23 protein-coding genes are annotated in these 25,948 nt (G+C 50.4%); 9 read left to right on the forward strand and 14 right to left on the reverse strand.

Annotated elements, in window-relative coordinates; genetic code table 11:
* Positions 1 to 287: 287 nt before the first annotated feature.
* From AC5FXQ_RS08600 to AC5FXQ_RS08620, 5 genes are all read right to left on the reverse strand, one after another.
* Positions 288 to 905, reverse strand: coding sequence for a DUF4159 domain-containing protein (locus AC5FXQ_RS08600; protein WP_493602060.1), 618 nt, complete (start codon positions 903 to 905; stop codon positions 288 to 290).
* A 32-nt stretch (positions 906 to 937) separates the two neighbouring features.
* Positions 938 to 1,171, reverse strand: a complete 234-nt coding sequence (locus AC5FXQ_RS08605; protein ID WP_493602061.1) for a DUF2442 domain-containing protein — start codon at positions 1,169 to 1,171, stop codon at positions 938 to 940.
* The gene (locus tag AC5FXQ_RS08610) at positions 1,155 to 1,388 is read right to left on the reverse strand and encodes a DUF4160 domain-containing protein (protein WP_493602062.1); all 234 of its coding nucleotides are present in this window, start codon (positions 1,386 to 1,388) and stop codon (positions 1,155 to 1,157) included. The genes AC5FXQ_RS08605 and AC5FXQ_RS08610 overlap by 17 nt, the downstream gene beginning before the upstream one ends.
* 73 nt (positions 1,389 to 1,461) lie before the next feature.
* Complete coding sequence (locus AC5FXQ_RS08615) at positions 1,462 to 2,778, reverse strand: TldD/PmbA family protein (protein ID WP_493602063.1); 1,317 nt, start codon at positions 2,776 to 2,778, stop codon at positions 1,462 to 1,464.
* Positions 2,779 to 2,925: 147 nt separating this feature from the next.
* A complete protein-coding gene (locus AC5FXQ_RS08620; RefSeq protein ID WP_493602064.1) occupies positions 2,926 to 4,572 on the reverse strand; it encodes a TldD/PmbA family protein in 1,647 nt (548 codons plus the stop codon).
* A 284-nt stretch (positions 4,573 to 4,856) separates the two neighbouring features.
* On the opposite strand from AC5FXQ_RS08620, the gene AC5FXQ_RS08625 reads away from it, so the two are divergent.
* The 5 genes from AC5FXQ_RS08625 (at position 4,857) to AC5FXQ_RS08645 (ending at position 9,551) form a co-directional block, all read left to right on the forward strand.
* A complete protein-coding gene (locus AC5FXQ_RS08625) occupies positions 4,857 to 6,542 on the forward strand; it encodes a S41 family peptidase (protein WP_493602065.1) in 1,686 nt (561 codons plus the stop codon).
* Between the two features lie 114 nt (positions 6,543 to 6,656).
* Entirely contained in the window at positions 6,657 to 7,169 is a 513-nt protein-coding gene (locus tag AC5FXQ_RS08630) for a GFO_1088 family ECF-type sigma factor (protein WP_493602066.1), read from the forward strand.
* Positions 7,156 to 7,941 carry a HEAT repeat domain-containing protein gene (locus AC5FXQ_RS08635; RefSeq protein ID WP_493602067.1) on the forward strand — a complete coding sequence of 262 codons (786 nt, stop codon included), beginning with the start codon at positions 7,156 to 7,158 and terminating at the stop codon, positions 7,939 to 7,941. The genes AC5FXQ_RS08630 and AC5FXQ_RS08635 overlap by 14 nt, the downstream gene beginning before the upstream one ends.
* An 18-nt stretch (positions 7,942 to 7,959) precedes the next feature.
* Positions 7,960 to 8,817, forward strand: coding sequence for a DUF4097 family beta strand repeat-containing protein (locus AC5FXQ_RS08640; RefSeq protein ID WP_493602068.1), 858 nt, complete (start codon positions 7,960 to 7,962; stop codon positions 8,815 to 8,817).
* 26 nt (positions 8,818 to 8,843) lie between these two features.
* Positions 8,844 to 9,551 (forward strand): DUF4097 family beta strand repeat-containing protein, encoded by a 708-nt coding sequence (locus AC5FXQ_RS08645; RefSeq protein WP_493602069.1) that lies wholly within the window; start codon positions 8,844 to 8,846, stop codon positions 9,549 to 9,551.
* Positions 9,552 to 9,686: 135 nt separating this feature from the next.
* Here AC5FXQ_RS08645 and AC5FXQ_RS08650 read toward each other — a convergent pair whose 3' ends face one another.
* On the reverse strand, positions 9,687 to 10,331 hold the full coding sequence (locus AC5FXQ_RS08650; protein WP_493602070.1) for a septal ring lytic transglycosylase RlpA family protein: 645 nt from the start codon (positions 10,329 to 10,331) through the stop codon (positions 9,687 to 9,689).
* A gap of 318 nt (positions 10,332 to 10,649) precedes the next feature.
* Between AC5FXQ_RS08650 and AC5FXQ_RS08655 the strand changes: the two genes are divergently transcribed.
* The gene (locus AC5FXQ_RS08655; protein ID WP_493602071.1) at positions 10,650 to 11,564 is read left to right on the forward strand and encodes a DUF72 domain-containing protein; all 915 of its coding nucleotides are present in this window, start codon (positions 10,650 to 10,652) and stop codon (positions 11,562 to 11,564) included.
* A gap of 197 nt (positions 11,565 to 11,761) precedes the next feature.
* Here the strand turns inward: AC5FXQ_RS08655 and AC5FXQ_RS08660 are convergent, their stop codons facing one another.
* From AC5FXQ_RS08660 to AC5FXQ_RS08675, 4 genes are all read right to left on the reverse strand, one after another.
* Positions 11,762 to 13,846 carry an insulinase family protein gene (locus tag AC5FXQ_RS08660; protein WP_493602072.1) on the reverse strand — a complete coding sequence of 695 codons (2,085 nt, stop codon included), beginning with the start codon at positions 13,844 to 13,846 and terminating at the stop codon, positions 11,762 to 11,764.
* A 12-nt stretch (positions 13,847 to 13,858) separates the two neighbouring features.
* The gene (locus tag AC5FXQ_RS08665) at positions 13,859 to 15,196 is read right to left on the reverse strand and encodes a M16 family metallopeptidase (RefSeq protein WP_493602073.1); all 1,338 of its coding nucleotides are present in this window, start codon (positions 15,194 to 15,196) and stop codon (positions 13,859 to 13,861) included.
* A gap of 240 nt (positions 15,197 to 15,436) precedes the next feature.
* Positions 15,437 to 16,804 (reverse strand): dGTP triphosphohydrolase, encoded by a 1,368-nt coding sequence (gene dgt / locus AC5FXQ_RS08670; RefSeq protein ID WP_493602074.1) that lies wholly within the window; start codon positions 16,802 to 16,804, stop codon positions 15,437 to 15,439.
* 18 nt (positions 16,805 to 16,822) lie between these two features.
* Positions 16,823 to 17,716: a DUF3667 domain-containing protein gene (locus AC5FXQ_RS08675; RefSeq protein WP_493602075.1), complete on the reverse strand. Its 894-nt coding sequence runs from the start codon at positions 17,714 to 17,716 to the stop codon at positions 16,823 to 16,825.
* 614 nt (positions 17,717 to 18,330) lie between these two features.
* Here AC5FXQ_RS08675 and AC5FXQ_RS08680 point away from each other — a divergent pair.
* On the forward strand, positions 18,331 to 18,795 hold the full coding sequence (locus AC5FXQ_RS08680; RefSeq protein ID WP_493602076.1) for an Hsp20/alpha crystallin family protein: 465 nt from the start codon (positions 18,331 to 18,333) through the stop codon (positions 18,793 to 18,795).
* A 48-nt stretch (positions 18,796 to 18,843) separates the two neighbouring features.
* On the opposite strand, the gene AC5FXQ_RS08685 is transcribed toward AC5FXQ_RS08680, so the two are convergent.
* From AC5FXQ_RS08685 to AC5FXQ_RS08700, 4 genes are all read right to left on the reverse strand, one after another.
* Positions 18,844 to 21,066 carry a T9SS type A sorting domain-containing protein gene (locus AC5FXQ_RS08685; protein WP_493602077.1) on the reverse strand — a complete coding sequence of 741 codons (2,223 nt, stop codon included), beginning with the start codon at positions 21,064 to 21,066 and terminating at the stop codon, positions 18,844 to 18,846.
* A 136-nt stretch (positions 21,067 to 21,202) separates the two neighbouring features.
* A complete protein-coding gene (locus AC5FXQ_RS08690; protein WP_493602078.1) occupies positions 21,203 to 22,282 on the reverse strand; it encodes a site-2 protease family protein in 1,080 nt (359 codons plus the stop codon).
* A gap of 88 nt (positions 22,283 to 22,370) precedes the next feature.
* Positions 22,371 to 23,351 carry a TIGR03885 family FMN-dependent LLM class oxidoreductase gene (locus AC5FXQ_RS08695; protein WP_493602079.1) on the reverse strand — a complete coding sequence of 327 codons (981 nt, stop codon included), beginning with the start codon at positions 23,349 to 23,351 and terminating at the stop codon, positions 22,371 to 22,373.
* A 131-nt stretch (positions 23,352 to 23,482) separates the two neighbouring features.
* Complete coding sequence (locus tag AC5FXQ_RS08700; RefSeq protein ID WP_493602080.1) at positions 23,483 to 24,391, reverse strand: alpha/beta fold hydrolase; 909 nt, start codon at positions 24,389 to 24,391, stop codon at positions 23,483 to 23,485.
* A 135-nt stretch (positions 24,392 to 24,526) separates the two neighbouring features.
* Between AC5FXQ_RS08700 and arfB the strand changes: the two genes are divergently transcribed.
* Entirely contained in the window at positions 24,527 to 24,943 is a 417-nt protein-coding gene (arfB, locus tag AC5FXQ_RS08705; protein WP_493602081.1) for an alternative ribosome rescue aminoacyl-tRNA hydrolase ArfB, read from the forward strand.
* Between the two features lie 204 nt (positions 24,944 to 25,147).
* Positions 25,148 to 25,795 carry a hypothetical protein gene (locus AC5FXQ_RS08710; RefSeq protein WP_493602082.1) on the forward strand — a complete coding sequence of 216 codons (648 nt, stop codon included), beginning with the start codon at positions 25,148 to 25,150 and terminating at the stop codon, positions 25,793 to 25,795.
* Positions 25,796 to 25,948 lie beyond the last annotated feature (153 nt).

The following is a 25,948-nucleotide window of genomic DNA, read 5'->3' on the forward strand; positions in this document are numbered from 1 at the left end:
TCTCGGGGGCCCCTACCCCCACTCGCTGAACGCTCTTGACAGGGGGACCCCTTCACCCCCAACAGTGGAGCGTCGTTCTGCGCACCTGGCAACGCTAGTTGCTGCGTAGTCTCCGTGCGAGTTAGTCTTACTATACCTGCTAGGGGTCTGTGACTCTAGCAGAAACTACAGCGCTTATACCTGTGAATTAGCAGTACAGAAAAGTCCCCCTTGGCAGGCAGGGGGAAGACAATCATGCACCGGAATCCTGTAAATCTTCTAATCCTGTAAATCCTGATTCAGACAGTTTAACTCGTCAGCGCATACATGATGATGTTGACGCCAAACTTCGTGTTATCTTCTGCCAGCCAGCGCTTGTTCCGGAAGTCATAATCCCACTCACAGCCGTAATCTTTATTACTGTAAAGCACCCCGATTCTGCCGTTGATCTCAATCGCTTTCAGGTAGTCATGCACCAGGTCATCGCCCCATCCGTTGAGTTCAAATGAAGTCGTAGGTGGACCATCGTCGAAAGTAAAGAAGCTGCGGTAAATTTTGTGGTTGTTCGGTATCTTCTTCAGCGCACTCTGTCCGAATATCTGCTTCATCTGCTCCTCAAACGACCTTGCAAAAAGCCCGTCGATGTCGTGGTTGCAATCGTCTACAAACACGAAGCCGCCGTTGCGCACATACGTCTCAAAGTTCTGCCGTTCCTTCTGGTTGAACTGCACCAGCCGATGCCCGCTCATATAGCTGAAGGGGTAGTTGAACAATTCGGCGCTATCCAGCGGAATCACCTTCTCCTGCTCGTTCACCTTTACTGTGGTATACTCGATCAGCGAATGCAACAGATTGCTTGGCATACGCGGGTCAGTATCCCAGTTGCCGGAGCGGTATTGCAGTCGTACGAAGGTGAAAGGTTGCACTTAGGAGTTAAGAGTTATGAGTTAAAAGTTTTTTACAATAAGCCTGCAACAGACAAATCTTCGTCAATATCTTCCCAGTGTATACCTATGCCCCCACCAATTAATCGCCAATTCATACGCTGTTCTTCAGAGGCATCCCGAAGCCTTGGGAACCACTCCAATGGTATACCTAGTTCACGACCATCTGTGAGAAGTACATACATTTTGGCGTCTGTAAACCAGATTTTCTGTGCTTGTGGTGTAGTTTTTTTAGCTAAAGTACTCATGCCATTTTTGCTCGAAGAGCGCTTTGTTTTCTATTACTAATTTACGAAGCTCATTGAGCTCTCTCGCATTAAAAGCATAGGAACTCGCCAATTCAACTGGCTCCAGCCAGTATTTAGCATGTGCTTCTGCTTTCTCAATATGTATATGGGGCGGCTCATTTCCTTCGTTGCTGAAGAAGAAAAACCTATAACCAAATATCCGAAGTATGGTCGGCATAACTGATTTCTATCTAGAAAATGAATGCCGTACACAGATTTGCATACGGCATTCAAGGTATAAGTTGTAGTGACTACACCGCGTCAGACAAGCTGGTGAAGGTGAAGTCGCGGATCTTCATCGGCGGTACCAGGTTGCCGTTGATACGTTGCGGTCTTCCCAGGGCCTCCAGATTGTTAAGCATGATGATCGGGCTCTCGTTGAAGCGGAAGTTCTTTACCGGGTACTGGATCTTGCCGTTCTCGATATAGAAAGTGCCGTCGCGGGTGAGGCCGGTGTAGAGCAGCGTCTGCGGGTCTACAGAGCGGATGTACCACAGGCGTGTCACCAGGATGCCGCGTTTGGTGCTCTTGATCATGTCTTCGAGCGTCTGGTTGCCGCCCTCCATTACCACACCGCCCGGGTTTGGCACTGACTTGGCGCCAGTTTTTTCAGCCCAGAAACGGGAGTTGTACAGGTTCTTGATCACACCTTTCTCGATCCAGGTTGTCTTCTCACGCGGACGGCCATCGCCAGCAAATGGAGCAGAGGGAATCTCAGGGTGCGCCGGGTCAGAGTATACCGTGATACGCTCGTCTACCAGTTTCTCGCCTACTTTTGTCTTACCGCCAGCCTTGCTCAGGAAGCTACGGCCCTCTTCTGCGTTACGCTGGTCCATGTTGCCGAACATGTTGCGCAGCAAATCGATGGAAGCGGCTGGCTCCAGAATAACCGTATACTTGCCCGGTTCCAGTGCTTTGGCGTTGCGGGAGTTCACCGCTTTGCTTGCTGCTATTTGTGAAGCGCTGCCAGTATCGAGTTTACTCACGTCGCTGAAGTCCTGCGTCACATAACCGGAGCCCGTGCCATCCTCTGTACGCATGGTCACCGAGAAATCAACTACAGTAGACGGGTGATAAGCAAACAGGCCTTTGGAATTAAGTCGGGCCATAAAGCTGGTGGAATGCTCCAGGAAGCCGGCGGCGGTCAAACCTTTGTCGGCGGCTGCTTTGATACTCTTGGCGGCTGCATCAGCACGGTAGGCCGGGTCTATCTTGGCGGTGGAGTCAAAGTGTGCTTTGGTGGTGATGTATTTCTGAGGACCCAGCATCGGCATATACTCCGGGCTCTCGGGTGCAATGCGTGCGATCTCCTCGGCACGACGTATTACTTTCTCCAAAGAGGCATCGTCAAACTCATTGATCGTGGCTACTCCGGAGCGTCTGCCGAAGCGTGACTCTACCGACATGGCCACGTTTTCTTCGGCCCCGCTGGTAGATACTTCATTACGGGCATAGCGGATGTTGCCGCCATTGTAGCCGCTTAGCGTGACCTCACACTCGTCGGCTTTTGAGTAAGCCAGAGCCTTTTTCAGCAAAGCTTCTGCTTGTTCTCTTGTATATATTGCCATCTTTTCTTTTAGTTAAGAGTTATGAGTTCAGAGTTAAAAGTTAATAAAGGAAAGTGGGTAAAAATTACTTTACCTATCACATGAGTTTATCCAGTGTAAGAGTCCAGGTGTGAGCTCTTCACTTATAAATTTCAACTCTTAACTTATTTAGATTTTACGAGCTGTATTGATCACATTCACGCCGTTGAAGCGGGTGTGGGCGGAGCCGTGCGAGACAGCGCTGACCTGGCTTGGCTGACCTTTGCCGTCGAAGAACGAGCCGAACAGGCGGTAGTCGCTCTCGTCGCAAGAACCCGCACATGAGTTCCAGAACTCTTGCGTGTTGCTCTGGTAAGCCACATCCTCCAGCATACCTACGATCTTGCCTTTGCTGATCTCGTAAAACGCCGTACCGCCAAACTGGAAGTTATAGCGCTGCTGGTCGATTGAGTAAGAACCGCGCCCGGCAATGTAGATGCCCTTGTCAACACCGCTTATAAGCTGATCCACGTTCATCTTCTGCTTACCTGGCGCCAGCGATACGTTTGGCATACGCTGGAACTGCACCGAGCTCCAGTTGTCGGCGTAGCAGCAGCCATGCGACTCTGGTTCGTTGATGATGTGCGCCTGGTCACGGATGGCCTGGTAGTTCACCAGTATGCCGTCTTTGATCAGATCCCACTGCTTGGTCTTCACGCCTTCGTCGTCCCAGCCTACCAGGCCAAGAGAGCCTTTCTGCGTTTTGTCAGCGAAGATGTGCACCTTGTCGGAGCCGTATTTGAAGTTCTTGGATTTCCACTTGTCGAGGGTAGCGAAGGAGGTACCGGCGTAGTTGGCTTCGTAGCCCAGCACGCGGTCCAGCTCCAGTGGGTGACCCACTGACTCGTGGATGGTCAGGCCAAGGTGGTTCGGGTCAAGTATAAGGTCGTACTTGCCAGCTGCCACTGACTTGGCTGTTAGTTTCTCTTTGGCTTGCTTGGCAGCCAGGGCGGCGTCTTCGAGCATGTCGTAGGCGTAGCGATAGCCCATCAGCCCTGTGCCTTCCGGTCCTTTTATCTTCTCGCCGGCTTTCGGCACCATGTATTCCCAGCCCATACCCATCGGTGCGCTCAGGGCCTCACGGGTTCTGAACTTACCGCTTGCTTTATCTACAGCCGTTACCGTAAAGTTTGGCCAGATGCGGTGGATGTCCTGGTCGATATAAGAGCCTTCGGTAGAAGCGAAGTATTTCTGCTCGTTTACCTGAAAGAGGGCCGAGTTCACGAAGCTGGCGCCGTTCTCCATTGCCTTGGCATTGGCAGCCAATAACAGGTCAGCTTTCTCACTAACTGGTACCTCAAAAGAGTTTTTCTCGATCGGCGTTTTCCAGCTTACCTCTCCGTAGCTTTTCACAGGAGCCAGCCTAACCGGCTCTTTCTGCAGCTTTGAATTGGCTTTGGCAATGGCCACGGCCTCCTGAGCAGCTTTGGCTATACCTTTATCAGTTACGTCAGAGGTGGCAGAAAAGCCCCAGGTGCCGTTGGCCAGTACTCGTACACCTACGCCATAAGACTCGGCGTTTACGATATTCTGTACTTGTTGCTCGCGGGTGAAAACATACTGCTGCAGGTAGCGGCCTATGCGTACGTCGGCATAGGAAGCGCCGCTTGACTTGGCTGCGTTCAGGGCTACATCAGCCAGACGCTTTTTCAGGGCTGGGTCTACCTGTTCCAGCGCTCTCTCGGGTGAGATGATATCGCCGAAAACAGGTATGGAAGGCAACATGAGCCCACCAAACCCGAGCGCCGATAGCTCGATAAAATGACGTCTTTTCAAGTTCTTTTAAGTTAAGGTTTAGAGAAGTTTAGTTTTAGGTAACTAAGTTTAGGCATTTACACAATTAAATCAAAGTACAGACAAGAGTTATAAGCCTGATAAGGCTTTTTAATCGATAAACAGGGGGTTATACTCTACTAGCCAAGCATGTGTGGGTAAAAAATTGCTATGTTCAGTGCAAAAGCGAAGTAAGCGGTGTAATGTTTGCTGGGTTGCATCGTCTCTCTAACTGGAGGGGTCAGCCGCAGTTTCCGTGCCCTGCGTTTATACCTGACTTTGTTACTATGAAGAATTCATTCCTAGTCAGTTGCAGCTTCCTGTTGGTGCTGCTTATACCCGGCCTGGTGCAGGCTCAGCCCAAAGTACTCAGTGTAACCCAATGGCAGCAGGATGTCAAAGCGCTGGCCGAGCAAATGCCTAGAATGCACAGGGCTCCTTTTAATAAGGTGTCGCAGCAGGCGTTTGACAGTGCCGCAGCAGTGCTGCATGCACAAGTGCCCAAGCTGCAGGATTACGAGATTGTGGTAGGCCTTACGCGCCTGGTCGCCATGATTGGAGATGGCCATACCCGCCTGACGCTGCCGCAGGACATGGCAGTAGCTTACAGCCGGGCACACTCCTCCACGCCGCCACCGGCTGACTCCAGTTTGTTTCTGAACCACCTTCCTGTAAAGCTCACCCTGTTCGACGATGGCCTGTTCATACGGGAAACAACGCCTGAGCTGATGCACCTGGTAGGAGCAGAAGTGTTGCAGATCGGGAATGCCGCTGCAAAAGAAGCACTGGAAAACGTGAGGCCGGTAGTGCATTACGATAACGAAATGGGATTCAGGCAGCTGGCTCCCACCTTTCTGGTTGTGCCGGAATTTCTGGCGGCGCTAGGTATAGCCGGTGATCCGGAGGAAGTGACATTCAAAATAAAAACACGCGATGGAGCTACAACAGATATAATGCTCTCTCCGACTACGCCATTCAAACAGGTATACTTTGTAGGAGCAAACGAAGCGCTGGGTATAGCAGCGCCTATGGGCCAGTGGAACAGGAAGGAGAAGTTCTGGTTCCACATGCTGGAAAAAGAAAAAACGCTGTATGTGCAGCTCAATGAAAGCAATGACAAAGAAGATGAATCGCTTGCAGCCTTCGTGGCGAGGGTAGAGCGCATCACGGCGGGTTTTCCAGTCGAGAAGCTGGTGCTGGACCTCAGGTATAATCCTGGCGGAAACAATCACCTGAACCGCTCCCTGGTGCTGGCCCTGGCAAGATCGGAGCAGATCAATCAGTTTGGTAAGTTCTATACTCTGATAGGGCGGGAGACTTTCTCGACTGCCCAGATGCTGGCCAACGATCTGGAATACTACACCAATACTCTATTTGTGGGAGAGCCGTCGGGCTCCTCGCCCAGCGCCTACGGCGACTCCAGGAAAATGCAGTTGCCAAATAGCAAACTAACCATACGTGTCTCCACTATTTACTGGCGCGACTGGGACGTGGACGAAAAAAGGCCCTGGACAGCACCCGATATACCTGTCGGCTATACCTCCGAAGACTATCTGCAGGGAAGAGACCCTGTGCTCGAAACTGTTCTGGCCATGCCGACAACCACCAGTGTGGCCAGTGTGATACAGCAGGTATACGAGCGTGCAGGTTTTCGGTCTGCAACATGGGTCTACTTCCGGTCTGTGCAGGATGCCCGCACAGACCGGGATGAGGTGATCATAACAGAAAAGTCATTCGGGGATTACCTGCTGCAAAGCCAGAAAGCACCGGAAGCGATTGCATGGTACAGCCACATCAGTAGCCGGCACAAATATGAAGTCTGGCCACTGATTGAACTGGCAAAAGCACACTTGCTCAACAAAGATCGTCAGAAGGCAACAGCTACACTGGAGCAGGCAATGCAGTTGCAACCAGCCAACAGGCAAGCAAAAGAACTGCTGGCAACCATAAAGAAGATGCCGCAGAAGGGGTGAAACATGCTGGTACGCAGCTATTTATAAAGAAATAAGGTGCTCCTGTACCCTGAACAGATAAAATTTTGATAATATGCTGTAATGTTTCCCACCCGAGGTCGTCTTTGTAATTGAATGGATCTGCAAGAGTTTAAAATAAAGGTTCTCCCTGCAAAGCAAAAGCTTTACCGGCTTGCGCTGTTCCTGCTTCATGACAAAGATGAAGCGGATGATATTCTGCAGGATGTATTCCTCAAACTCTGGACCCAGAAAGACAAGCTGCACGCATACGACAGCATAGAGGCATTGGCCATGCGCATCACCAAAAACCTATGCCTGGATAAGCTGAAAGCAAGCAAAAGAAAACAGATGGTCGATGTAACCGGCATTGACCTGAGCTCAGGAGATATCACCCCCTACCAGCATTCGGAGCTGACAGACAGTATGGGCAATGTGCAGATGCTGCTAGCCGCCCTCCCCGAACAGCAGAAACTGGTGCTGCACCTGCGGGATGTGGAAGGGTACTCATTTGATGAGATTGAGCAGATCACAAACCTGACGGTGAATAACCTGCGGGTGATTTTGTCGAGAGCCCGCAAGAGTGTACGTGACGGCTTTTTAAAACTGGAGAATTATGAAGTTAGATAAAATAGAAGAGCTGCTGCAGAAGTATTACGAAGGCGACACAACAGTAGCCGAGGAAAGGCAACTGCAGACCTTCTTTCGCGAGTCGGCAGACTTGCCCGAGCACCTGAAGGCACATGCCGCCCCATTTCAGTATTACGCCAAGCAGCAGCAGCAATCAATTAGAGTACTGTCGGATGACTGGTTGTTTGAGAAGATCGAGGCGCAGGAAACAGAGCAGCAGGAGCCAAGAGGCAGGCAAGTGTTTTTCCCGATCATACAGGAATATGCTACCTACTGGCGGGTGGCCGCAGGTATACTGCTGGTGCTGGGAGCCTTCTGGGCCGGAAGCCAGTACAAGCAAGGTGCCACAACTGAACCTGGTGCAGAGATAGCCGCGCTACGGGAAGAGGTGCAGGAAATGAAAAGGGCTATGACAGCAGGAGCCTCTGCCAGTGAGCGCATCCAGTTGGTTAGCCAGGAATTTGAAACAGAGCAACCCGACGAGATCATACAGGTGCTGATCACAACCATGAACCAGGACCCTAATGTGAATGTGCGTGTGGCAGCAACAGAGGCCTTATACAAGTTCCACGACAAGCCAGCGGTACGCCAGGCGCTTGTAGAGTCGCTTAGGCGACAAACAGACCCGATCATGCAGCTCACGCTCATCGACATGCTCGTCAGCATAAAAGAGAAAGAGGCCGTGATGGAGCTGGAAGAGCTAACCAAACGCGAAGGCCTGCTTCCGATCGTGAAAGAGAAGGCCACAGAAGGCCTGGGAATACTAATGTAATATAACAGCAAAAAGAATATGAAAAGATTAACACTAGCAGCAGCCTGTCTTCTGCTCTACCTCACAGCCGTGCCTGTACTAGCGCACGCAAGCAACAATAGTAGCAATACAATGGTAATTGCCTCAGGTGATCCATCTGAAACTTCTCAGGAGAAGCCTCTTATTTATAAAACCAAACTTGGTAACAAAGGCGGAAAAGTGGTGATCATGATGCAAAGCAGCCATGTGCAGGTAGTTGGGCATAACTCTGACGAAGTAGTGGTGGAAGCTGTCGGCTACAAAGCCCCTCCAGCGCGTGCCGCCGGACTGAAGCCCTTATACAACCAGGTGGAAGATAATACGGGCCTGGGACTGTCGGTAACAAAGGATGGCAGCACACTGCAGATCGCAAAAGCCTCCAGGCACGACGGCAGGTATACGATCAGAGTACCTAAGAGTGCCTCTGTGATGTATGAAGAAACAAACTGGACCGGCGGTGATCTGAGCATAACAGATGTTGCAGGGGAGATCGAGCTCAAACTGAACAATGGCAACGCAACGCTTACCAACATCTCTGGCCCAATAGTAGCCAATGCCACCAGCAGCGACATGGTCATCAAGTTCTCCAGCCTGAACCAGTCCAAGCCGAGCGCCATCTCTACCGTGGCCGGCACGGTCGATATCCACTTGCCTGCCACCACCAAGGCCAACTTTAAGCTCAGAACAATTCAGGGCGAGATCTACTCCGACTTCGACATGAACATTGCCAAAGACTCCAAGAACAACATGCCGCGTGTGAGCGGTGGCAACAACATCGAAGGGAAGACCAACGGCGGTGGCGTAGAAATGAACCTCTATACCATCAGTGGCGACATGTTCATTCGCAAAAGCAAGTAATTCATCAAACTTAACCTTCTAAGACTATGAAAAAGTCATTTATCCTCGCCCTGTTATGGTTTGGTTTTACGACCACCGTTTGGGCTCAGAGCAAGACAGTAGAGCGAACACTGGCGGTGCCTGCCAATAACAAAGTGGAGCTGAACCTTAAGTTCGGCGAGGACATCAAGATCAGTGCCTGGAATAAAAAAGAGGCCTACATCAAAGTAACCTATGAGATAAACAGTGGCAAGCTGAATGAGGCGCTGCAGCTTAATTTTGAGAGCGACAATGCCAGCGCCCGTGTAAATGTAGATCTGGACAAAGAGTTAACTAAGAATGGGCAGGCAGTGGATTGCCCGGACAATAACTACAGCCAATACAATGTCAGCAAGAACGGCAACCGCAACTTTGTCTGCGCGAAGATCAATTACGAAATTTTCCTGCCGCCTAATGCTGACCTGACTGTAGAAACCATTAATGGTAACATAGAGATTAGAGGGTTAACAGGCCCGGTAAGCGCTAAATCTATCAGTGGTTTTGTGGATATGAACTGGGCTCCGAACAGAGGGGCTGCTGTGGCACTGAAAACCATCACAGGCGAAGTTTACTCCGATCTGGCCATCGACTTGATGGGCAGTAAACAAAAATCGCCTATGGTAGGGTATGAGCTGAAAGGCAACGTGAGCGGCGGCGGTTCCCCTATTAAGTTAGAAAGCATCAGCAACGACATCTACCTCCGCAAGAAGGACTAGGTATAGCCAGCAGCAAAATAAATTAAGAGTCATCGCTGTGAGCTGGAAACAAGGATGACAATAGGTTTTGAAAACAAAAAGCGGGATACCAACCATGGTATCCCGCTTTTTGTTTATCAGTAATCTTGTAGTCGTTTAGGCTTCGCTAACCTTACCTGCCAGGCCTTCTTCTTCGAGTAACTCGTTGAAGGCTTCGGCTTCGTTTCTGGAGTTGAATTTACCGGCTCTCACCAGCACTACTTTTCTGCCATTTACCTGCTCCTCGGCTATCTCCAGCGGAAGGTGCTTGTCAAAGGCTTTCAGTTTACGGCTGAGCTCTTCAGCCTGCTGGTGGTTGGCAGCCGTTTGGATGGTGAAGGCTTCAGGCTTCGTTACTGCTGTTGCAGCAGCTACATCGCTCTTGTCCAGCACTTCTACCTTCACTTTGGCCACGCCTACCGAGTGCATGCCCAGTTTGCGGGCGGCTGCTTCTGACACATCAATAATGCGGTTGCCCACAAATGGGCCGCGGTCGTTGATGCGTAGTATTACCGATTGGTCGGTAGCGGGATTGGTCACTTTGACCATCGTGCCGAAAGGCAGGGTTTTGTGCGCGGCGGTCATCTCATTCTTGTTGTAGCGTTCGCCGCTGCTGGTTTTTCTGCCGTGGTATTTGCTACCATACCAGGAGGCAGATCCTACTTGGGTTTTGTCGTTCTTTTGTGCGAAAGTTGGTTGACTAACTCCGATAAATAGAAAAATGATTACTGTTAAGATAAAGCACTTTCTATCGTTCTTCATATAGTTTTTAGTTGGTGAATCCGCAAAGATACGGAAATATTTTCAAACGAGGCCTTATACGTGCGATTGTGGCCCTGGTTGTAGGGGGATACACGCTGCCTCGAAAAATCGCTATAAGAGCTATAATGACAAAAAGTCCATTTTTTGCTCATATGAGCATATTTTCATATATTTTTATAGCGATGAATAAATCGTTTGAAGCCATAAATTATTTTCGTTTCACCGGCCAAACTGTAGGCATAACGGGAACTTTTGGCGTGATATTTTGTTTAAGCCGCATCTTCTGCCAAAGCGTATACTTTATAAAAGCATAGTACCATGGACTTTGGAAAACTCTCTGATATCAGCCGCGTCGATTTCGCATTACCCCCCGACCATCCTGATACCCTGCCGCTTCTAAACAGGTATAGTACAGACCCTCTGCAGAAGCCGAAGATATACGTAGGCCTTCCAGTTTGGGTAAACAAGCCTTGGGTAGGAGAGTACTATCCTGCAGGTATGAAAGAGAAGGAGTCGCTGCTCTGGTATGGCAGGCAGTTCAATACCATCGAGCTGAACAGCACGCACTACCATATACCAGGACCGGACACGATCGATCGCTGGCGCCATACCGTGCCTCAGGGCTTTACCTTTTGCCCTAAGTTCCCGCAACTGATCAGCCACGAAGGACCGCTCGTGAGCTCGCTCGACCTCACAGCCACGTTTTGCGAGTCCATCGCAGGTTTGGAAGATAAGCTGGGCTGCTCGTTTCTGCAGCTGCCGCCCTACTTCGGACCAAAGCAGCTGCCCGATCTGGAGAAATTTGTGCAGTACATACCGGAGAGTGTGCCGCTGGCCGTAGAGTTGCGCCACCCTGATTGGTTTGTAGACAATGTGGCTTCGCTGGAGCTGTTTGAGGTGCTGGAGAAGGTCCATGTTAGCACGGTGCACACCGACGTGTCAGGTCGCCGCGACGTGCTGCACATGCGCCTGACCACGCCCACCGCCATGGTGCGTTTTGTGGGCAATGGCCTGCACCCCACCGACTATACCCGCATCGACGACTGGGTGGCAAGAATCAAGGTGTGGCTCGAAGCTGGTTTGCAGGAGCTCTACTTCTTTGTACACGAGCCCGACAATGTCACCTCGCCAGAGCTGGCCTCCTACCTGATCGATAAGTTGAACAAGGAATGCGGACTGGATATTAAACCGCCGAAGAAGTTTGTGCAGGCGGTTCAGGGCGAGCTGTTTTAAAAGATCAAAGCTGCTGAGGCAATGGCTATGCCTGTGCTTCTTTAATTTTACTCCTGCTATACCTGGCCCTCGTTGGTCAATACCTGTTCCAAGGTATAGCAAGGGCCCGAAAACATCTTAACAGGTATAGCTAAAACAAGAAAGCGGCGTGCCCATCTGGACACGCCGCTTTACTTTGGGTTATTGGGTAAAGGGTATTAAATTTTGAAGGCGTCGTCGCTGATGCCTTTGTTTACTTCTACGCTCTGCACCTCTGCTTTGATCACCTGAGGACCAACAACGGTCTCAATCACGTGTGGGTACTTCACGCCATCTACTTCTTTGTAGTTCTTGTAGCTCTTGGTCTGCGTGATAGCGCCCTGTGGCGTCTGCATGTTCTTCACGTCTTTCAGAAGCAGGCCTGTTGCCTTATCGAAGTAATGAAGCGTCTTCTGACCATTTGCTGCTGTGGCTTCCACGATGTAAGCGTCAGCACCATCTACTTTCTCCTGACCAGTAACGGCTGTCTTGATGCCGAACTTTTCGAAACGGGTCATCGAGAACATGTCAGACTCAGCCTTAGAAGAAGCAAGCTCTTCGGCGGTCATGTCTTTGTTCAGGCCCTGCATAGGAGCTTCCATTTTGCCTTTATCGCCATTGATGATCACGCGCTGCATCGGGCTGTTGTTCATCAGAATCTGGATCAGCATTTTGTCGGCACCTTTCTGCTGCTGCTTGAAAATAAGCGGCATGCCCTGTACGCTGGCGTTCATGGTCACTGTCACGTCTTTCACTTTCTCGATGTTCGCTTTGCCACCAATCGCCTGAATGTACTTCGCGATAAGCTGATCTGCAGTAACATCCGTAGGAACTGTCTTGGCAGCTGCCATATCTACTTTCTCGCCTGTAGCGTCGAAGTACGTGATGGTGTTGTCATCTTTGTCGAACGCTACCAGCTTGTCAGCGATATCCTTGGCATTGCCCACTGCCAGAATGTACTGTTGGTCAGGGCGTACGTACTTCTGTGCTACACGCTGTACGTCGGCTGTTGTGATGGCATCTACTTTCTTCAGGTAGTTGGCATAGTAATCAGCTGGCAGTTTGTAGCGGGCAGTCGAGATAGCGTACATGGCTACAGTGCCTGGATTCTCCAGGCCACGGGCAAAGTTACCCGTGATGTAAGCTTTTGCATATGCAAGCTCCTTGTCAGTTACAGGCTCCGTTCTGATCTTGTTGAGTTCGTACATAAACTGGGTTGTGGCGCTGTCAGTTACGGCATTGCGTACGCTGGCAGAGGCATTAAAACGACCCAGGATCTTGTCAGATGATAGTGAGGAGTAAGCACCGTAGGTGTAGCCGTGCTTCTCACGCAGGTTCATAAACAGACGAGCCGTGCTACCACCACCCAGAATTGTGTTCATCACCTGAGTGGCTACGTAGTCATCGGCACCCGGCTTCATGTCAACAGGGTTTGTAAACGAAAGCACGCTCTGTACCGCGCTCGGACGGTCTACGATCACTACCTGAGTCTTACTGTTGTGCTTCGGCAAATCGTAGTTGTGAGTCGGCACGTTGCCTTTCTTCCACTTGCCAAACGATTTGTTCAGCAGCTTCTTCATCTCCTTCGGCGTCACGTCGCCTACTACAGCCAGGTAGCCGATGTTCGGGCGGTAATACGTGTTGTAGTAGTTCTGAATATCAGCCAGTGTTACGTTTTCTACAGATTTCTCAGTAGTCAACTCACCGTTCGGGTGGTTCTTGCCAAAAAGCAAAGTGTTACGGATTTTACCTGCAATAGCGTCTGGGTTGTCTTTCTCAGACGCCAGGTTAGCAGCCATCTGCTTTTTCACCTTATCCAGCTCTTCCTGCGTGAAGTTCGGGTTCAGGAGTGCATCTGCAGTCAGGTCGAGCAAAGTCGGCAGGTTCTTCTTAAGAGAAGAAGCGCTGAACCCGGTCGAGCTGAACGAAAGGTTGGCGCCGATAAAGTCCACCTGCTCATCGAACTGATCTTTGCTGCGTGTTTTAGTGCCTGTACGCATCATCTGACCTGCCATCGTTACATAACCTGCCTTGTCGCCTTCCAGGATCGGATCGCGGTCGAGTACCAGTGACATGTTTACCACTGGCAATTTGTGATTTTCCACAACGTATACCTTCAGACCGTTTTTCAGGGTGAAGTGCTCGTACTTGCCCAGCTCTATTTTAGGAGCCGGACCAGCAGGGGGAGGCGTTTGTTTTGTTTGAGCTGTGGCTACCGTAGTGAGCGCCAGCATCAAAAGGAGTATGTTGTATATTCTCTTCATCGTCATCTAAAATTAATTGCTTTGTTGAGCTGACTTTGGCAGGTAGTGCAATACCACACGGTTGTTCTTGGTGAGGTACTTGTTGGCTACACGCTGGATGTCTTCTTTCGTCACTTTCATGTAGCGGTCGATCTCGTTGTTGATCAGGTTTGCGTCGCCGTAATACACGTGGTAGTTGGCGAGGTTCTCGGCGCGACCGGCCACCGTGCTGTTCTGCTGCACAAACTGGCTCTCCATCTGGTTGCGCAGTTTCTGGAACTCACGCTCGCTAATCAGCTCTTTTTTCACAAGCTCAATCTCAGCATCCACAGCGGCTTCCAGGTCCTTCACATCCACACCCATGTTAGCGATAGCATAAGTCAGGAACAGGCCCGGATCTTCAGTTGGGAAAGGTATAGAAAGGGCGGCAACCGCTTTCTGCTGCTTGTCAACGATCGCTTTCGGCATACGGGCACTCTTGCCGCCAGAAAGCAACGTAGTTAGCATAGACAGCGCATAATGGTCTTCCGTGCCTTGCGCCGGTATGTGGTACGCTTGGATCACAGCTGGCAGCTGGATGTTGTCATACACGATCTTGCGGCGCTCTTCGGTCTGGGCAGGCTCCACAATGTTTGGTCTTGGGATAGCCTGCGTGCCTTTCGGGATCTTAGCGAAATACTGCTCGATCAGTTTCTTCGTCTCATCGATGTTAATGTCACCGGCGATAGAAAGCGTAGCATTGTTAGGCACATAGAAGGTTTTGTAGAAGTCGCGGAACTCTTCGATTTTCGCGTTGTTCAAGTCTTCAAACGTGCCGATCGGTGTGATCTTGTAAGGGTGCTCCGTATAGGCAAGGCCAAATGTGTTCTCGAGGATAGTACCGTATGGTTGATTGTCTACGCGCATACGCTTCTCTTCCTGCACTACTTTGCGCTGCGTCTCCACGCCTACTTCGTCTACTTTAGCACCTACCATACGCTCGGCTTCCATCCAAAGGCCAAGCGCCAACTGGTTAGAAGGCAACAGCTCGTAATAGTACGTGCGGTCAAACGACGTGTTGGCATTGAGGGAGCCGCCAGCTGCCTGCACCATGTTCATGTACTGGCCACGTTCTATGTTCTCTGTGCCTTCGAACATCAGGTGCTCGAAGAAGTGCGCAAAGCCTGTACGGCCTTTCACCTCGTTTTTAGAACCCACATGGTACAGCACCGACACTGCCACGTTAGGAGTGGAGTTGTCCTGATGCAGGATCACATGCAGCCCGTTCGGGAGCGTGTACTCCGTGAATTCGATCTTATTGCTCTTAGTCTGGGCGAAGGCAGCAAAGCCTGTAGCGCACCACATAAGGCAAAGGATAAGCTTACGTTTCATAAAATGATTGTTTAGGAATAGTAATGCTCTACACACAATATGTGTTATAGAAACTATAAAATTAATCTAAATACCGGATGGTTTTTCCACAAATAGCTGAACACAGAGGATTGCTCTACTAACCGGGGAGAGAAGCAGATGAATGGGGGGATTTTGGGGGGGAGTAGGTAAAACTCCAGCAGCTCGATGAGGCATTCTTTCTTAGCAGAGTTTGCAAATTCTTAATGTCATGCCCAATCCTTAATACATCCTCGGTAACTCAATTCCCTTTATCTTCCGATACAGCCCGAGTGCAGCCTGGTCGGTGAGGCTGGTCACGTAGTCGGTGATGTGGATGATGCGCTCGTAATCGGAAGCGCCTTCGGGTAGCTGCAGATAGTGTGGCGGAATGAGGTCGGCTATTTTGCGGTGGTGCTTAGAATCGTGGCGGAAAGCGGCTTTCATACAGGCATCCAATAAACCACCCAACACCTCAAAGCCTGCTGCTTCTATCTCTAGCACTGGCTTGTTGCGATAAATCAATTCTATGGAGAGACTTTTGATTTCGTCTAGCACGGATTTACAGCTGAGCTCGTTGATAAGGGGCTTGTCGTAACCCCCTGCCAAAATAGATTCTTCGTGCTGCAAAAAGATTTGCGATGTCTCTTGAATCAATTTCCCAATGATACGGGCCCGCAGATAACCGATCTCTTCGCGCCAGTCATAAAAAGTAAGGCTGGAAACACGGTTGGGGTCATCGTTCAGGATTTGGCGCAACAGGGCTATACCTTGCTGGTGCGGCACCAAACCGAGCTTGAGCCCGTCTTCAAAATCGATGATGCGGTAGCAAATGTCGTCAGCGGCCTCGACCAGGAATGCTAAAGGATGACGATGGTAAAACACCTGGTCATCTCCTTTTGTGAGCAGTCCCAGTTCCTGGGCAATCGTGTTGAACCAGGCCTTTTCAGTCTGAAAGAAGCCATATTTTTTTTCGCTGGTACTCTGGGTGCCAACGATTACCGGGAGTGACTCTTTTGGGTATTTGGTGAAAGTGGCGAGTGTAGTGTAGGTCAGGCTAAGGCCACCCGGCAAATTACAATGTGCCGGGTAGGTATAGGTAAGTATCCTGAAGCCTGCCGCATTGCCTTCAAAGCGTTGCAGATCTGCTCTCTGGGCATCTGTCAGGTTTGTTAGGAAAGGCTGCGCGACTTCACTCAGAAAATAAGCCGAGATGGCATCTTCACCGGAGTGACCAAACGGGGGGTTGCCAATATCATGTGCCAGGCAGGCCGCCGCCACAATGTCGCCGAAGTCAGCTTCCTGTATGTTCTTATCGCCAGTGAGATCCGGGTAGCGCTCCAGGATGTTCTTGCCTACAATACGGCCAAGTGAACGTCCGACCACCGAAGCTTCCAGGCTGTGCGTTAGACGAGTGTGAACGAAGTCGCTCTCAGGCATCGGCATCACCTGCGTCTTGTTCTGCAGGCGACGGAATGCTGAGGAGAATACAATACGGTCGTAGTCACGCTGAAACTCGCCGCGCACCGACTCATCTGAATTGTACTTGCTTTCGGTTGTTTCGAAGCGTTTCTTTGAAATTAAGCGTTCCCAGGTGGTGGTAGGAGTCATGCAGTAATAAGGTATAAATTAACTGAGCAGCACGCTAATGCCCACAGTCGCTACAAATAATATGGCCAGTGATACCAGGTAAGTCAAGCCGATCGGTATTAGTTTAATCGCTGTGCGCAGGTACGATTCCTTGTATACATTGCGTAGCGCAAAGAATAAATAAGCCATGCTGATCAAAAACACCAATCCATTGGTGTCCATATTGCTAAAAATCACCTCTACCAGTATGGCAAGCATGATCAGCAGAAAGACAAAGGTATGGAAATGAACAGAGAACATCAGGTGCTCCACGTAATTGCGACGCTGTGATCGGTAAAACAGGTATAGGATGAACCCAAAGAACGGCATGAGCACAAACATCATGAATGAAACGTTCTTCAACAGCTTTTGTCGTGCCTGTTCCTGATTTTTAACAAAGTTTCTAAACTTATTGTCAACCTCCTTATTAAGTATAACAGCTGCTGTATCGCTCGGGGTTAGTCCAACTAATGGTCTGGTCACCGAATCTGCTTTCATGACCTGGGCGGCTGCTTCAGGATTGGTGGTCTCGAGCTTTTCTATTGCACCTTCTCCATCATTCACCACAAGCCCTTCTGAGGCAAACAGGGCGATAGCGGTAAAGAAAAAGATGCTCACAAACACGTATAGCCTGAACGGCGGAACATAAGATGCTCTCTGGCCTATATTGAATTTCTCTGTCAGGTAACCTGGGCGGGTAATCAGGTACTTGAGTGTACGCCAGAACTTCGTGTCATAGTGTAAGGTGCTCTCAAAGAACTCTTCCACCAGGTGCTTCACTGGAACGTTCAGGTCGTGGTTTTCCTGCCCGCAGTTGGGGCAGTAGTTGTTTACCTCCTCAAAGGTATAGCCGCAGTTAGGGCATTGTGTAAACTTTCGTCTTCTCTTAGCCATAGGTATGCATTAAGCGATACGCTTAACTTGTCAAATATAGCATACTCACTATTATTATACTACCATACTTTTTGTCACAAGGATTATAGTTAGTTGTAAAGATTGGCTGTTGCAACAATAACATAGGATTTCCGAATGTTACCTTTGGTGTTTTTGTGGCTGTCAAAGGCTTGCCTTGTTATGTAAAAAGGGCTTTTATGTACTAATAGTTAATGTTTATAGCTCTATTTTTAAAGTTACTTTGGAGGGTAAACTCTCCTTTTTGTACTGATAATGTTTTACAACATTTGTATAGTTACTCGAGCCTATTCCGAGCAATGAAAAACAGACTGTCCCTTTCCAAGCTGTGAAAACAACATGCGAGCTACTGACTAAACCCTGCGTCGGGTATGCGCTTATGCTCCTGGAGTGTATGCCCTGACATCTGAAAACAAACCTTAACCCTGAAAATCACCCAGAAACAGACTATTGTTTCTGGGTGATTTTTTTATTTTTATTCAGGGGTAAACTATAAAAAAATCAAGGCGTAGAAAATAGTGGGGTCAACCCGTTCCGGTGGGACTAATGACCCAGAATGTTCAACCAAAACAAAAGGAGGTACCACTATGAAGCCAATGAAAAAAGAACGCACAGGAGGAGAGAGCCTCACACCCAGGTCTTTCTTCACAGACTTTTTCAGCGACGTAGATCGTTTTTTTGAGAATGACCTGCTAAGAATGCCGGCGCAGATCGGGCGGCAGATTATGCGGAATATGCCTGCCACTAACATCCGTGAGAACGACAGAGAATACACTATTGAATTGGCTGCCCCAGGTATGGCAAAAGATGATTTTGAAGTAGATGTGGACGAAGGTATGCTGACTATCAGCAGCCAAAAGGAGCAGGATACTACAACAGAAGAGGATAACTATACCCGCCGTGAATATAACTACAGCTCATTCAGCCGTTCATTTAAGCTACCGGATGCCGTAAAAGCAGAAGAAATAAAAGCACGCTACGAAGAGGGGGTGCTGAAAATAACGGTACCGAAACAAGAGCAAACAAATACCAACAACCGCAAGCGCGTAAGCATCGAGTAAAATGTTTAGTAACAAACAAAAAGGGAGGCCGACAGCCTCCCTTTTTGTTTACTGCACTTTGACTACTTTCGTGACGCCGCTGTTGTTGCCCTCGCTCCAGCGCAGCACGTACGTACCCGTCGCCAGGTCAGATACATTGATCTCAATGATGTCGGTAGCGTCGGTTACAGTTGCTTCCATGTCACGCACGAGTCTGCCCTGCAAGTCGTATAGCTGCAGGCGAAGGTCGGAAGTGCTACGTACCAGGTACTCAACCCGGAGGGTTTCGCTAGGGGTGCCGTCAGCATTCGCAGTCAGTCCGATCGGGTTAGGGTATACTCTAAAAATGCGCAGATCACTCGGATTAAGCACCTGCACCCTGCCCGAAAATGCTTCAGAACTATTGCTGTAGACTACACGCAAACGGTAATAGCTTCGGCGAGGCAGCGGATTGCTGTCTGTGAAGGTATAGTCACGGGCTTGTCCGGAGGGAGGAACTTCACCTACGTCTTCCCACTCCTGCCCGTCCGGGCTGCGCTGCACCACGAAGCGGGTTATGCCTTGTTCCGTGCTGGTTGTCCAGATTACTTCCACGGCACCGGCATTTGTGAAGGCAGCGTCGAAGGTAAAGATCTCTGAGGCCAGGTTGCATTCGCCATCCAGCTTTGGTGTCATAGCTGAACGCCCTCCACAAGCAGGAGGGGTAAGGCTCCGGTTTAACACCAGGTTGGCTCCTGCTATATCAGGAGGAGTCAGGTCACGGATTTGGGTCCTGCGGCCTATATTATAGTGCATCAGGGTATTTGGCAAAATTACATGGCCAAGCTGGTGTGCATGGCCCAACTCGTGCAGGATCACAGTTTCGAAGTCGAATTGATTGGTGGCTGGAGCGCCTGGGCCGTACTGCCAGGTGATGCTGCTGTTTATCTCCATGTCAAACTCAGTAAGCCAGAAGGTCGTGTCGCGACGCGTGCCGCTGATGGCCACGCAGCCTCTGTACTTGCTTATTGTACGGGCCAGTACACCCTGACCTGTTACAGCTGAGGACGCAAAGCGAATGACGCTACGGCCATCGTCAGCTGAACTCTCTGTTGTGGTAGTGGCTCCGATTATCCAATTTACGTTCGTGGTGCATACCCAATTGTTCACGGCGCGCCTGAAGCCTTCCTGCGCAGCCGCTCTGTTTTGTAAGCTAGGGGCAAACTGTATGGTATAGCCGCCGCTCCTGTTTGCATCAATCAACACGGGCTGGAAGGGCGTATTGCCACCCTCAGCCACTACATTGGAATAAGCGAATTCGATTATAAGCGTACCGGCACTCATGCCTGAAGTTCCATCATTGGCCGTAACTTTTATCTGGCCTGTGCCAGCTGTACCGCCTGTCTGGGTATAAGAAGGCACCCTCACTCTAATCTGGTTATTGGTCCATGACAGGTAGTCAGAGGCATAAGGGCGGACTAGAGTAGTGCCTCCGTCGTCGGCATTGGGAAACTCCACAAATCCGTTGCCTCGTGAACTGCCGAAGCCTGTGCCGTTAATGGTGAGGATGGCGCCGGTGCCGGCACTGGTACGGGCAGGGCTAAAGCTGGTTACCACCACAGCCTGCGTTGCCTGAGTGCTCTGCTGCTGCAGCTGTGCCTTTATACCTGATTCCAGCCGGTCATTCGCTACTACAGTTTTATATTGTTGCCCCATGCGGGAAGTCACCGTCTGGTATACCTCCTGCACCGACTTGTACTGCCTGAACGGATCGGCGGCCGTACCCCGTTCTATATCATAGCGCACAAAACCCTGCCGACTGGCGTATGGTCTGGCAATGATGGAAGCTGCACTGGCAACTATACCTGTAGGAGCACCTCTGCTCAGAAAAAACATGCCCTGTTGCCCTTTTTGCAGCTGAAGTGCTGATGAAACGGTGTGCATCGCCAGGCCAACGGTACCACCATCCGTGATCACCTCTACCTGACGCTCCTTTACCTCTCCCTTGAATATTTTGAAAAGCCGGACAGTATGTGCTGTGTAAATAAACTCCTGTTTGGCATCCCAGAATGATCTTTGAGCTACTACTTCGCCCTCCACAATGATGTCAGCCGCTTTTATGCGCTCCTCAAGTGGGATAGGCACCATGTGCAGGTCTTCAGAGGCGCGTGCCGCAAAGGAAATCACCGAAAGAAGGAGTGCCAACAGGATGGCAGCGCTTCGTGACCACAAACGGTCAGGTGTTGGGAGTATGGTGGTCATAGACTGGTGCGGATTGTCAGTTTTGCTATCGATAAAATTAGGATGTCGCATTCCTAAGCGGCCATAACGTTCTATTACGCAAAAGGATGTGCAGAGGTATGCGTGGTTTGTTGCCAAATATAATAAAATTGTGTGTCAGGAGCAGTAAATCAAGTATAGCTTTTGCCAGGCAGCAATAGTTTTAAATTTAATGAGCCAAGGCAGATTTTATCAGAATGAATTCATTTATATTATCCCTGTTGATCACGCCGGCGAGACGGCCGTTTTCGAGTACCGGGTAGAGTGGAGCCTTGGTTTTCTGAAGTTCCGTGTAGGCCTCGGCTAGCTTGTCCTGCACGTTAAAGGCCCTTACTTCCTGCGTCATAATATCCGACACGGGACTCTCTATCTTTTCTTCTTTTACGGCCTGTATCAGCTGCATGCGGGTGAGCGTGCCAACCACCTGTCCTTCCTGCTCCACCACAAAGTCGTGCTCCGAGCCATTGAGAAGTTTCCCTAAGGCCTGGCGCACCGTCTCAGTAGGCGCAAGGGTAACAAAATTGGTCATCATACCTTCGCGCACCAGGTGGCCGCGCAGGAAGTCAAGATGCTGCACGATCATGTTCTCAGACCAGGCGCCAAAGAACACGAAAATACCGATCAGGATCAGGAAAGGGTTGTAGAAAAAGCCGATAAACACAAAAAACATAGCCAGCATCTGCCCCAGGTTGGCGGCTATCTGAGTAGCACGCACACGGCTCAGTTTGAAAGCCAGCAAAGCCCGCAGCACACGACCGCCATCCATCGGGAAAGCAGGTATAGCATTGAACACCACGAGCATCAGATTTACAAAGAACAGCAGGTATAGGAAGTTAGCCGGTGTGATGCGGCTGAAAAACTCTTCGCCGGGTAGCTCATTTAAAGAAGGCAGTATCAACCATAGCACAAACGCGATCACCACATTCACGGCAGGGCCGGCGATGGCGATCATAAGTTCCTGCTTCGGGTTTTCAGGTATACGCTCCAGACTAGCCACACCGCCTATAGGGAGCAGGGTGATCATCTTGGTGCTGACCCCATAGCGCCTTGCCGTAAGGGCATGGCCCAGTTCGTGGAGTACCACGCATAGGAAAATGGTCATCACAAACGCAACCGACAAAAGGGTGGTAGTCAGATCAGAGCCGCGCTGCATTTCCGAAAACACGATCCAGCCGATCAGGATCAGGAATGTCCAGTGCACCAGAATTTTGATTCCCGCTATTCTGCCAAGGTTAAGGGACCATTTCATAGGGCGTTTATACGTGACGTGTTATACCTGTAACGTGCTTATACGCTATAAGTTAATAGCCAAACATGCTTTGTGGAAGTGCTATACCTTATCTTAAAAGCTGCGGCACAACCTTGTCGCCAAACACCTCAATAAAGCGCTCCTGCCCCAGGTTCACGTTGTGCAGAATCAACTGGCTAAAGCCCAGGTCGATGTCCTGCTGCAGCCACTCGATGTGCTGACTTGGATCGGCTGATACCCGAACATGCTCCCGAAGGTCCTCTTCGCGCACAAACATGGCCGCCTGCTCCAGCTGCTTGGCCGTGCGCAGGTCAGATAGTACAGCGCTCGGAAAGATGTTGGAGCGCCACTGTTCGTGAGCTCCCTGCAGTGCCTCCTTTTCGTCTTTGGCGTAAGAGAGCTGCACTTTCAGGTACATAGGTTTGCCTTCGCCCCCTCCCCTATGGAAAGCCTCCACCATTTTCTTCAGTTCCTTCGGAGGCTTGGACACAGTGATCAGGCCGTCTGCCCAGCTGCCCACCCACTCCGCTGTTTCTTCGGTTATGGCTGCCCCGATGATTTTAGGAGCTACCTTGGCGCGTGTATAGAGCTTGGCCTGTTCTACTTTCACCAGGCCGTGGTGCGTTACTGTCTCGCCGTCCCAAAGTGCCCGGATAATGTCGACACACTCCTTCAGCCGGTTGTTACGGTCTTGCTTCACGGGCCAGTGATCACCGGTAATTTGCTCGTTGATGTATTGTCCGCTGCCCATGGCTACCCAGAAGCGCTCCGGAAACATCTCGGCAAGCGTGGCGGCGGCCTGTGCGATGATGGCCGGATGGTAGCGCTGCCCTGGCGCGTTGACTATACCGAATGGCAGTTTGGTGGCCTGCATTGCAGCTCCAAGCCAGGACCAGGCAAAACCGCTTTCGCCTTGGTCGAGGCTCCAGGGTGCATAGTGATCGGATGACATGGAGGCATTGAAGCCCGCTTGCTCGGCCTGTTGCACATACTGGAGGAGCTCACTTGGCTTAAACTGTTCGTGCGAGGCATGGTAGCCGATTCGGAGCGTGTTGTTGTTTTCGTTCATAGGTATAGCCACAAATTTATTCTATGGCATACGGCGATGCTTCGCGCTTTGGTTTCGTGTGAGGCTGCTGGCACAAAAAAAGGAGCAAACCGATGCGGCCTGCCCCTTCTTGCCTAGGTAGGTAGACTTGATTACTTTACCTTCGCCAGGAAGGACTTTACATGCTCGTGAAAGAGCGCCGTTTGTTCCTGATAAGGACAATGGCCAGTGTCCATCGGTCGGTAAGTAGCGTTTTTGAATTTGAAGAGACGATAGTGCTCGGGGCCGACCGACAAGTCGTTGTTTCCCGATATAACCAGTACCGGCATTTTGAGCGAGGCGCTTTTGATGGTGAAGTCTTGCGCATATTCCGGGAAGTCCCATACCTTGGAGCCGAAGTCCCAGTTGATGGTGGTGTCCATCACAGCGTTCATCTGGTCAAACATTTCCTTTTTAGGATACATCATTTTGTACATCACGCCCTGCTGGTTAAGCTGATAAGCCACTCCGTTGAGTGCTTCGCCAATAGAGCCGCCGGTTTTGCGGAACTCTGTCTCAGGCTTGCCCAGCAGGCGTGCGCCGTTCTTGATGTAACTTTCCAGAGCGTCGTTCAGGTATAGGGTAGAGTTTACGAAAATGGCAGCGCTTACACGCTTCGGGTGCTGGTAGGCGTATTCAGTTGCGATAGTGCCCCCGAATGAGTGCGGCATGATCATCCACTTGTCATAGCCGAGGTGCTCGCGCAGCTCCTCAAAGTCCTGCACAACACGGGCCAGGGAGTAATCTTTGGTTTCGGAACTGGAGGAACGACCGCAGCCCCGCTGGTCTACGTAGATCATGGTCATGTTCTGCTCTACCACATCGCCGCCGAGGGCATAGAAATACTTGCTCCAGGAGCCGGGGCCACCATGTATGAAGAGGCAAGGCTTGCCCTCGCCTGCCATACGCACGTATAGCTGCACACCGTCAGAAGTAGTGAAGTAAAACGACTTGTTTACAGCCTGCGTGAGTTGCGGAAGTGCAAGCAGCATAAACAGGCAGACAAAGCGTAACATTTTCATAGAATAAGTATAAGGTGATCAAAAATTTCACAAAAGACGCTTAAAAACTTGAAAAGACGCATATTTGCCTGATATTATTAGTAAACAGGTATAAAGGAGTGGCTATAAGGCAGATTTGGAAGGTATAGCATAGGTATGACAGATATAAGAGAACGTGAATTTGAGCGGGAGTTGAGCTTTCAGGCTTCACGAAGTGGGGGAGCCGGCGGGCAAAACGTGAACAAGGTAGCCAGCAAGGTTGAGCTGCGCTTCCATGTGGGCGACTCAGAGCTGCTGACGGACGAGGAAAAGGCACTGGTGCAGGAGAAGCTAGCCAGCCGCATCAATAACGAGGGGTTTCTGCAGATAGTGTGCCAGGTGGAGCGCAGCCAGTTGCAGAACAAGGAGCAGTGCATCGAGCGCTTCTATGAGCTGCTCCGGCAGGCCCTTACCCGACAGAAAAAGCGCAAAGCTACCAAGCCCACACGAGCATCCGTGCGCAAGCGCCTCGAAAGCAAGCGCCGCCAATCCGATAAAAAAGCCAGCCGTGGCGGTTTTAAGGGCGACTATTAAGGTATAGCTATCATCAATTTCTCCGCTCAGGTATACCTGTCTGGCCAATGCTGGCGTTCCCATAGTCCAGTTCTCGCAGTAGTGCATTACGGTATCCATGAGTTCTTTTCAAAAAAACATCGGCGTGCTGACATTGCACTGCACTATTTGTACAGAATAGGTAAGATATTTGCAGCGGCAGGAGTCAGACTCCGGATACAAACCATGAAGAAGATTTTTATTACGATACTATTGATGGCGGGTGCGGCTACGGCCAGCCAGGCGCAGAAGTACAGAACAGCAGCAGGTATACGACTCGGTGGCGACCAGTTTGGAGCTACCGTTCAGCAGCGCATCGCAGAGAAAACCACACTGGAAGGTATAGCACTGGTAGGTTCGCGGGAGTATAGCGGCACCTTGCTTTACCAGCGCCACTGGCCTATGTTGGGTAAGCGCTTCAACTACTACCTGGGCGGCGGCGGCCACATCGGGAACCTGAAAGACCAGGGCGTGTTCACGGGCTTGGATGCCATCGTGGGAGTGGAGTATAAGATAAACGGCTTGCCTATCTTGCTCTCAGCCGACGTGAAACCAGCCCTGCACTTCAACCACGAAGACTGGGTAAACCTGGCCACAGGCATTTCGATCCGTTATGTGATCCTTCCCGAGAAAAAAGAGAAAAAGAAACTGTGGCCTTTTGGCAAGCAGCAGGTAGAAGAGGAGAAATCCGGTTGGCCTTTTGGCAAGAAGAAAGAGCCGGAGCCGCCTAAAAAGAAGGTATGGCCATTCGGTAAAAAAGAGGAGCCTGCTCCTGAGCCTGAACCCGAGAAGCGCATTGACCTGAACAAGATTTTTAAGAAAAAGGAAAATTAGCAGCAATCGCCTGACCCCATTCAGGTCGGGCGATTGCTGTTATAAGGGCAATATCTTTCTGTTCGCCCCTGTCTGTGCAGGAGCGTAACGGTGGTGCAGGAAATAACTTAATAGATGCTGGGCCCAGATATAAGCTTTGTTATACGGTTTGGC

It is taken from the genome of Pontibacter sp. LHS1 (genome assembly GCF_058932855.1).

Coding starts and splice junctions, on each gene's coding strand:
- AC5FXQ_RS08645 (WP_493602069.1), top strand. CDS start 8,844: ATGAAAAAGTCATTTATCCTCGCCCTGTTATGGTTTGGTTTTACGACC.
- dgt (WP_493602074.1), bottom strand. CDS start 16,804: ATGACTCCTACCACCACCTGGGAACGCTTAATTTCAAAGAAACGCTTC.
- AC5FXQ_RS08635 (WP_493602067.1), top strand. CDS start 7,156: ATGAAGTTAGATAAAATAGAAGAGCTGCTGCAGAAGTATTACGAAGGC.
- AC5FXQ_RS08695 (WP_493602079.1), bottom strand. CDS start 23,351: ATGAACGAAAACAACAACACGCTCCGAATCGGCTACCATGCCTCGCAC.
- AC5FXQ_RS08690 (WP_493602078.1), bottom strand. CDS start 22,282: ATGAAATGGTCCCTTAACCTTGGCAGAATAGCGGGAATCAAAATTCTG.
- AC5FXQ_RS08675 (WP_493602075.1), bottom strand. CDS start 17,716: ATGGCTAAGAGAAGACGAAAGTTTACACAATGCCCTAACTGCGGCTAT.
- AC5FXQ_RS08665 (WP_493602073.1), bottom strand. CDS start 15,196: ATGAAACGTAAGCTTATCCTTTGCCTTATGTGGTGCGCTACAGGCTTT.
- AC5FXQ_RS08650 (WP_493602070.1), bottom strand. CDS start 10,331: ATGAAGAACGATAGAAAGTGCTTTATCTTAACAGTAATCATTTTTCTA.
- AC5FXQ_RS08615 (WP_493602063.1), bottom strand. CDS start 2,778: ATGGCAATATATACAAGAGAACAAGCAGAAGCTTTGCTGAAAAAGGCT.
- arfB (WP_493602081.1), top strand. CDS start 24,527: ATGACAGATATAAGAGAACGTGAATTTGAGCGGGAGTTGAGCTTTCAG.
- AC5FXQ_RS08630 (WP_493602066.1), top strand. CDS start 6,657: ATGGATCTGCAAGAGTTTAAAATAAAGGTTCTCCCTGCAAAGCAAAAG.
- AC5FXQ_RS08625 (WP_493602065.1), top strand. CDS start 4,857: ATGAAGAATTCATTCCTAGTCAGTTGCAGCTTCCTGTTGGTGCTGCTT.
- AC5FXQ_RS08605 (WP_493602061.1), bottom strand. CDS start 1,171: ATGAGTACTTTAGCTAAAAAAACTACACCACAAGCACAGAAAATCTGG.
- AC5FXQ_RS08680 (WP_493602076.1), top strand. CDS start 18,331: ATGAAAAAAGAACGCACAGGAGGAGAGAGCCTCACACCCAGGTCTTTC.
- AC5FXQ_RS08700 (WP_493602080.1), bottom strand. CDS start 24,391: ATGAAAATGTTACGCTTTGTCTGCCTGTTTATGCTGCTTGCACTTCCG.
- AC5FXQ_RS08655 (WP_493602071.1), top strand. CDS start 10,650: ATGGACTTTGGAAAACTCTCTGATATCAGCCGCGTCGATTTCGCATTA.
- AC5FXQ_RS08685 (WP_493602077.1), bottom strand. CDS start 21,066: ATGCGACATCCTAATTTTATCGATAGCAAAACTGACAATCCGCACCAG.
- AC5FXQ_RS08710 (WP_493602082.1), top strand. CDS start 25,148: ATGAAGAAGATTTTTATTACGATACTATTGATGGCGGGTGCGGCTACG.
- AC5FXQ_RS08660 (WP_493602072.1), bottom strand. CDS start 13,846: ATGAAGAGAATATACAACATACTCCTTTTGATGCTGGCGCTCACTACG.
- AC5FXQ_RS08640 (WP_493602068.1), top strand. CDS start 7,960: ATGAAAAGATTAACACTAGCAGCAGCCTGTCTTCTGCTCTACCTCACA.
- AC5FXQ_RS08610 (WP_493602062.1), bottom strand. CDS start 1,388: ATGCCGACCATACTTCGGATATTTGGTTATAGGTTTTTCTTCTTCAGC.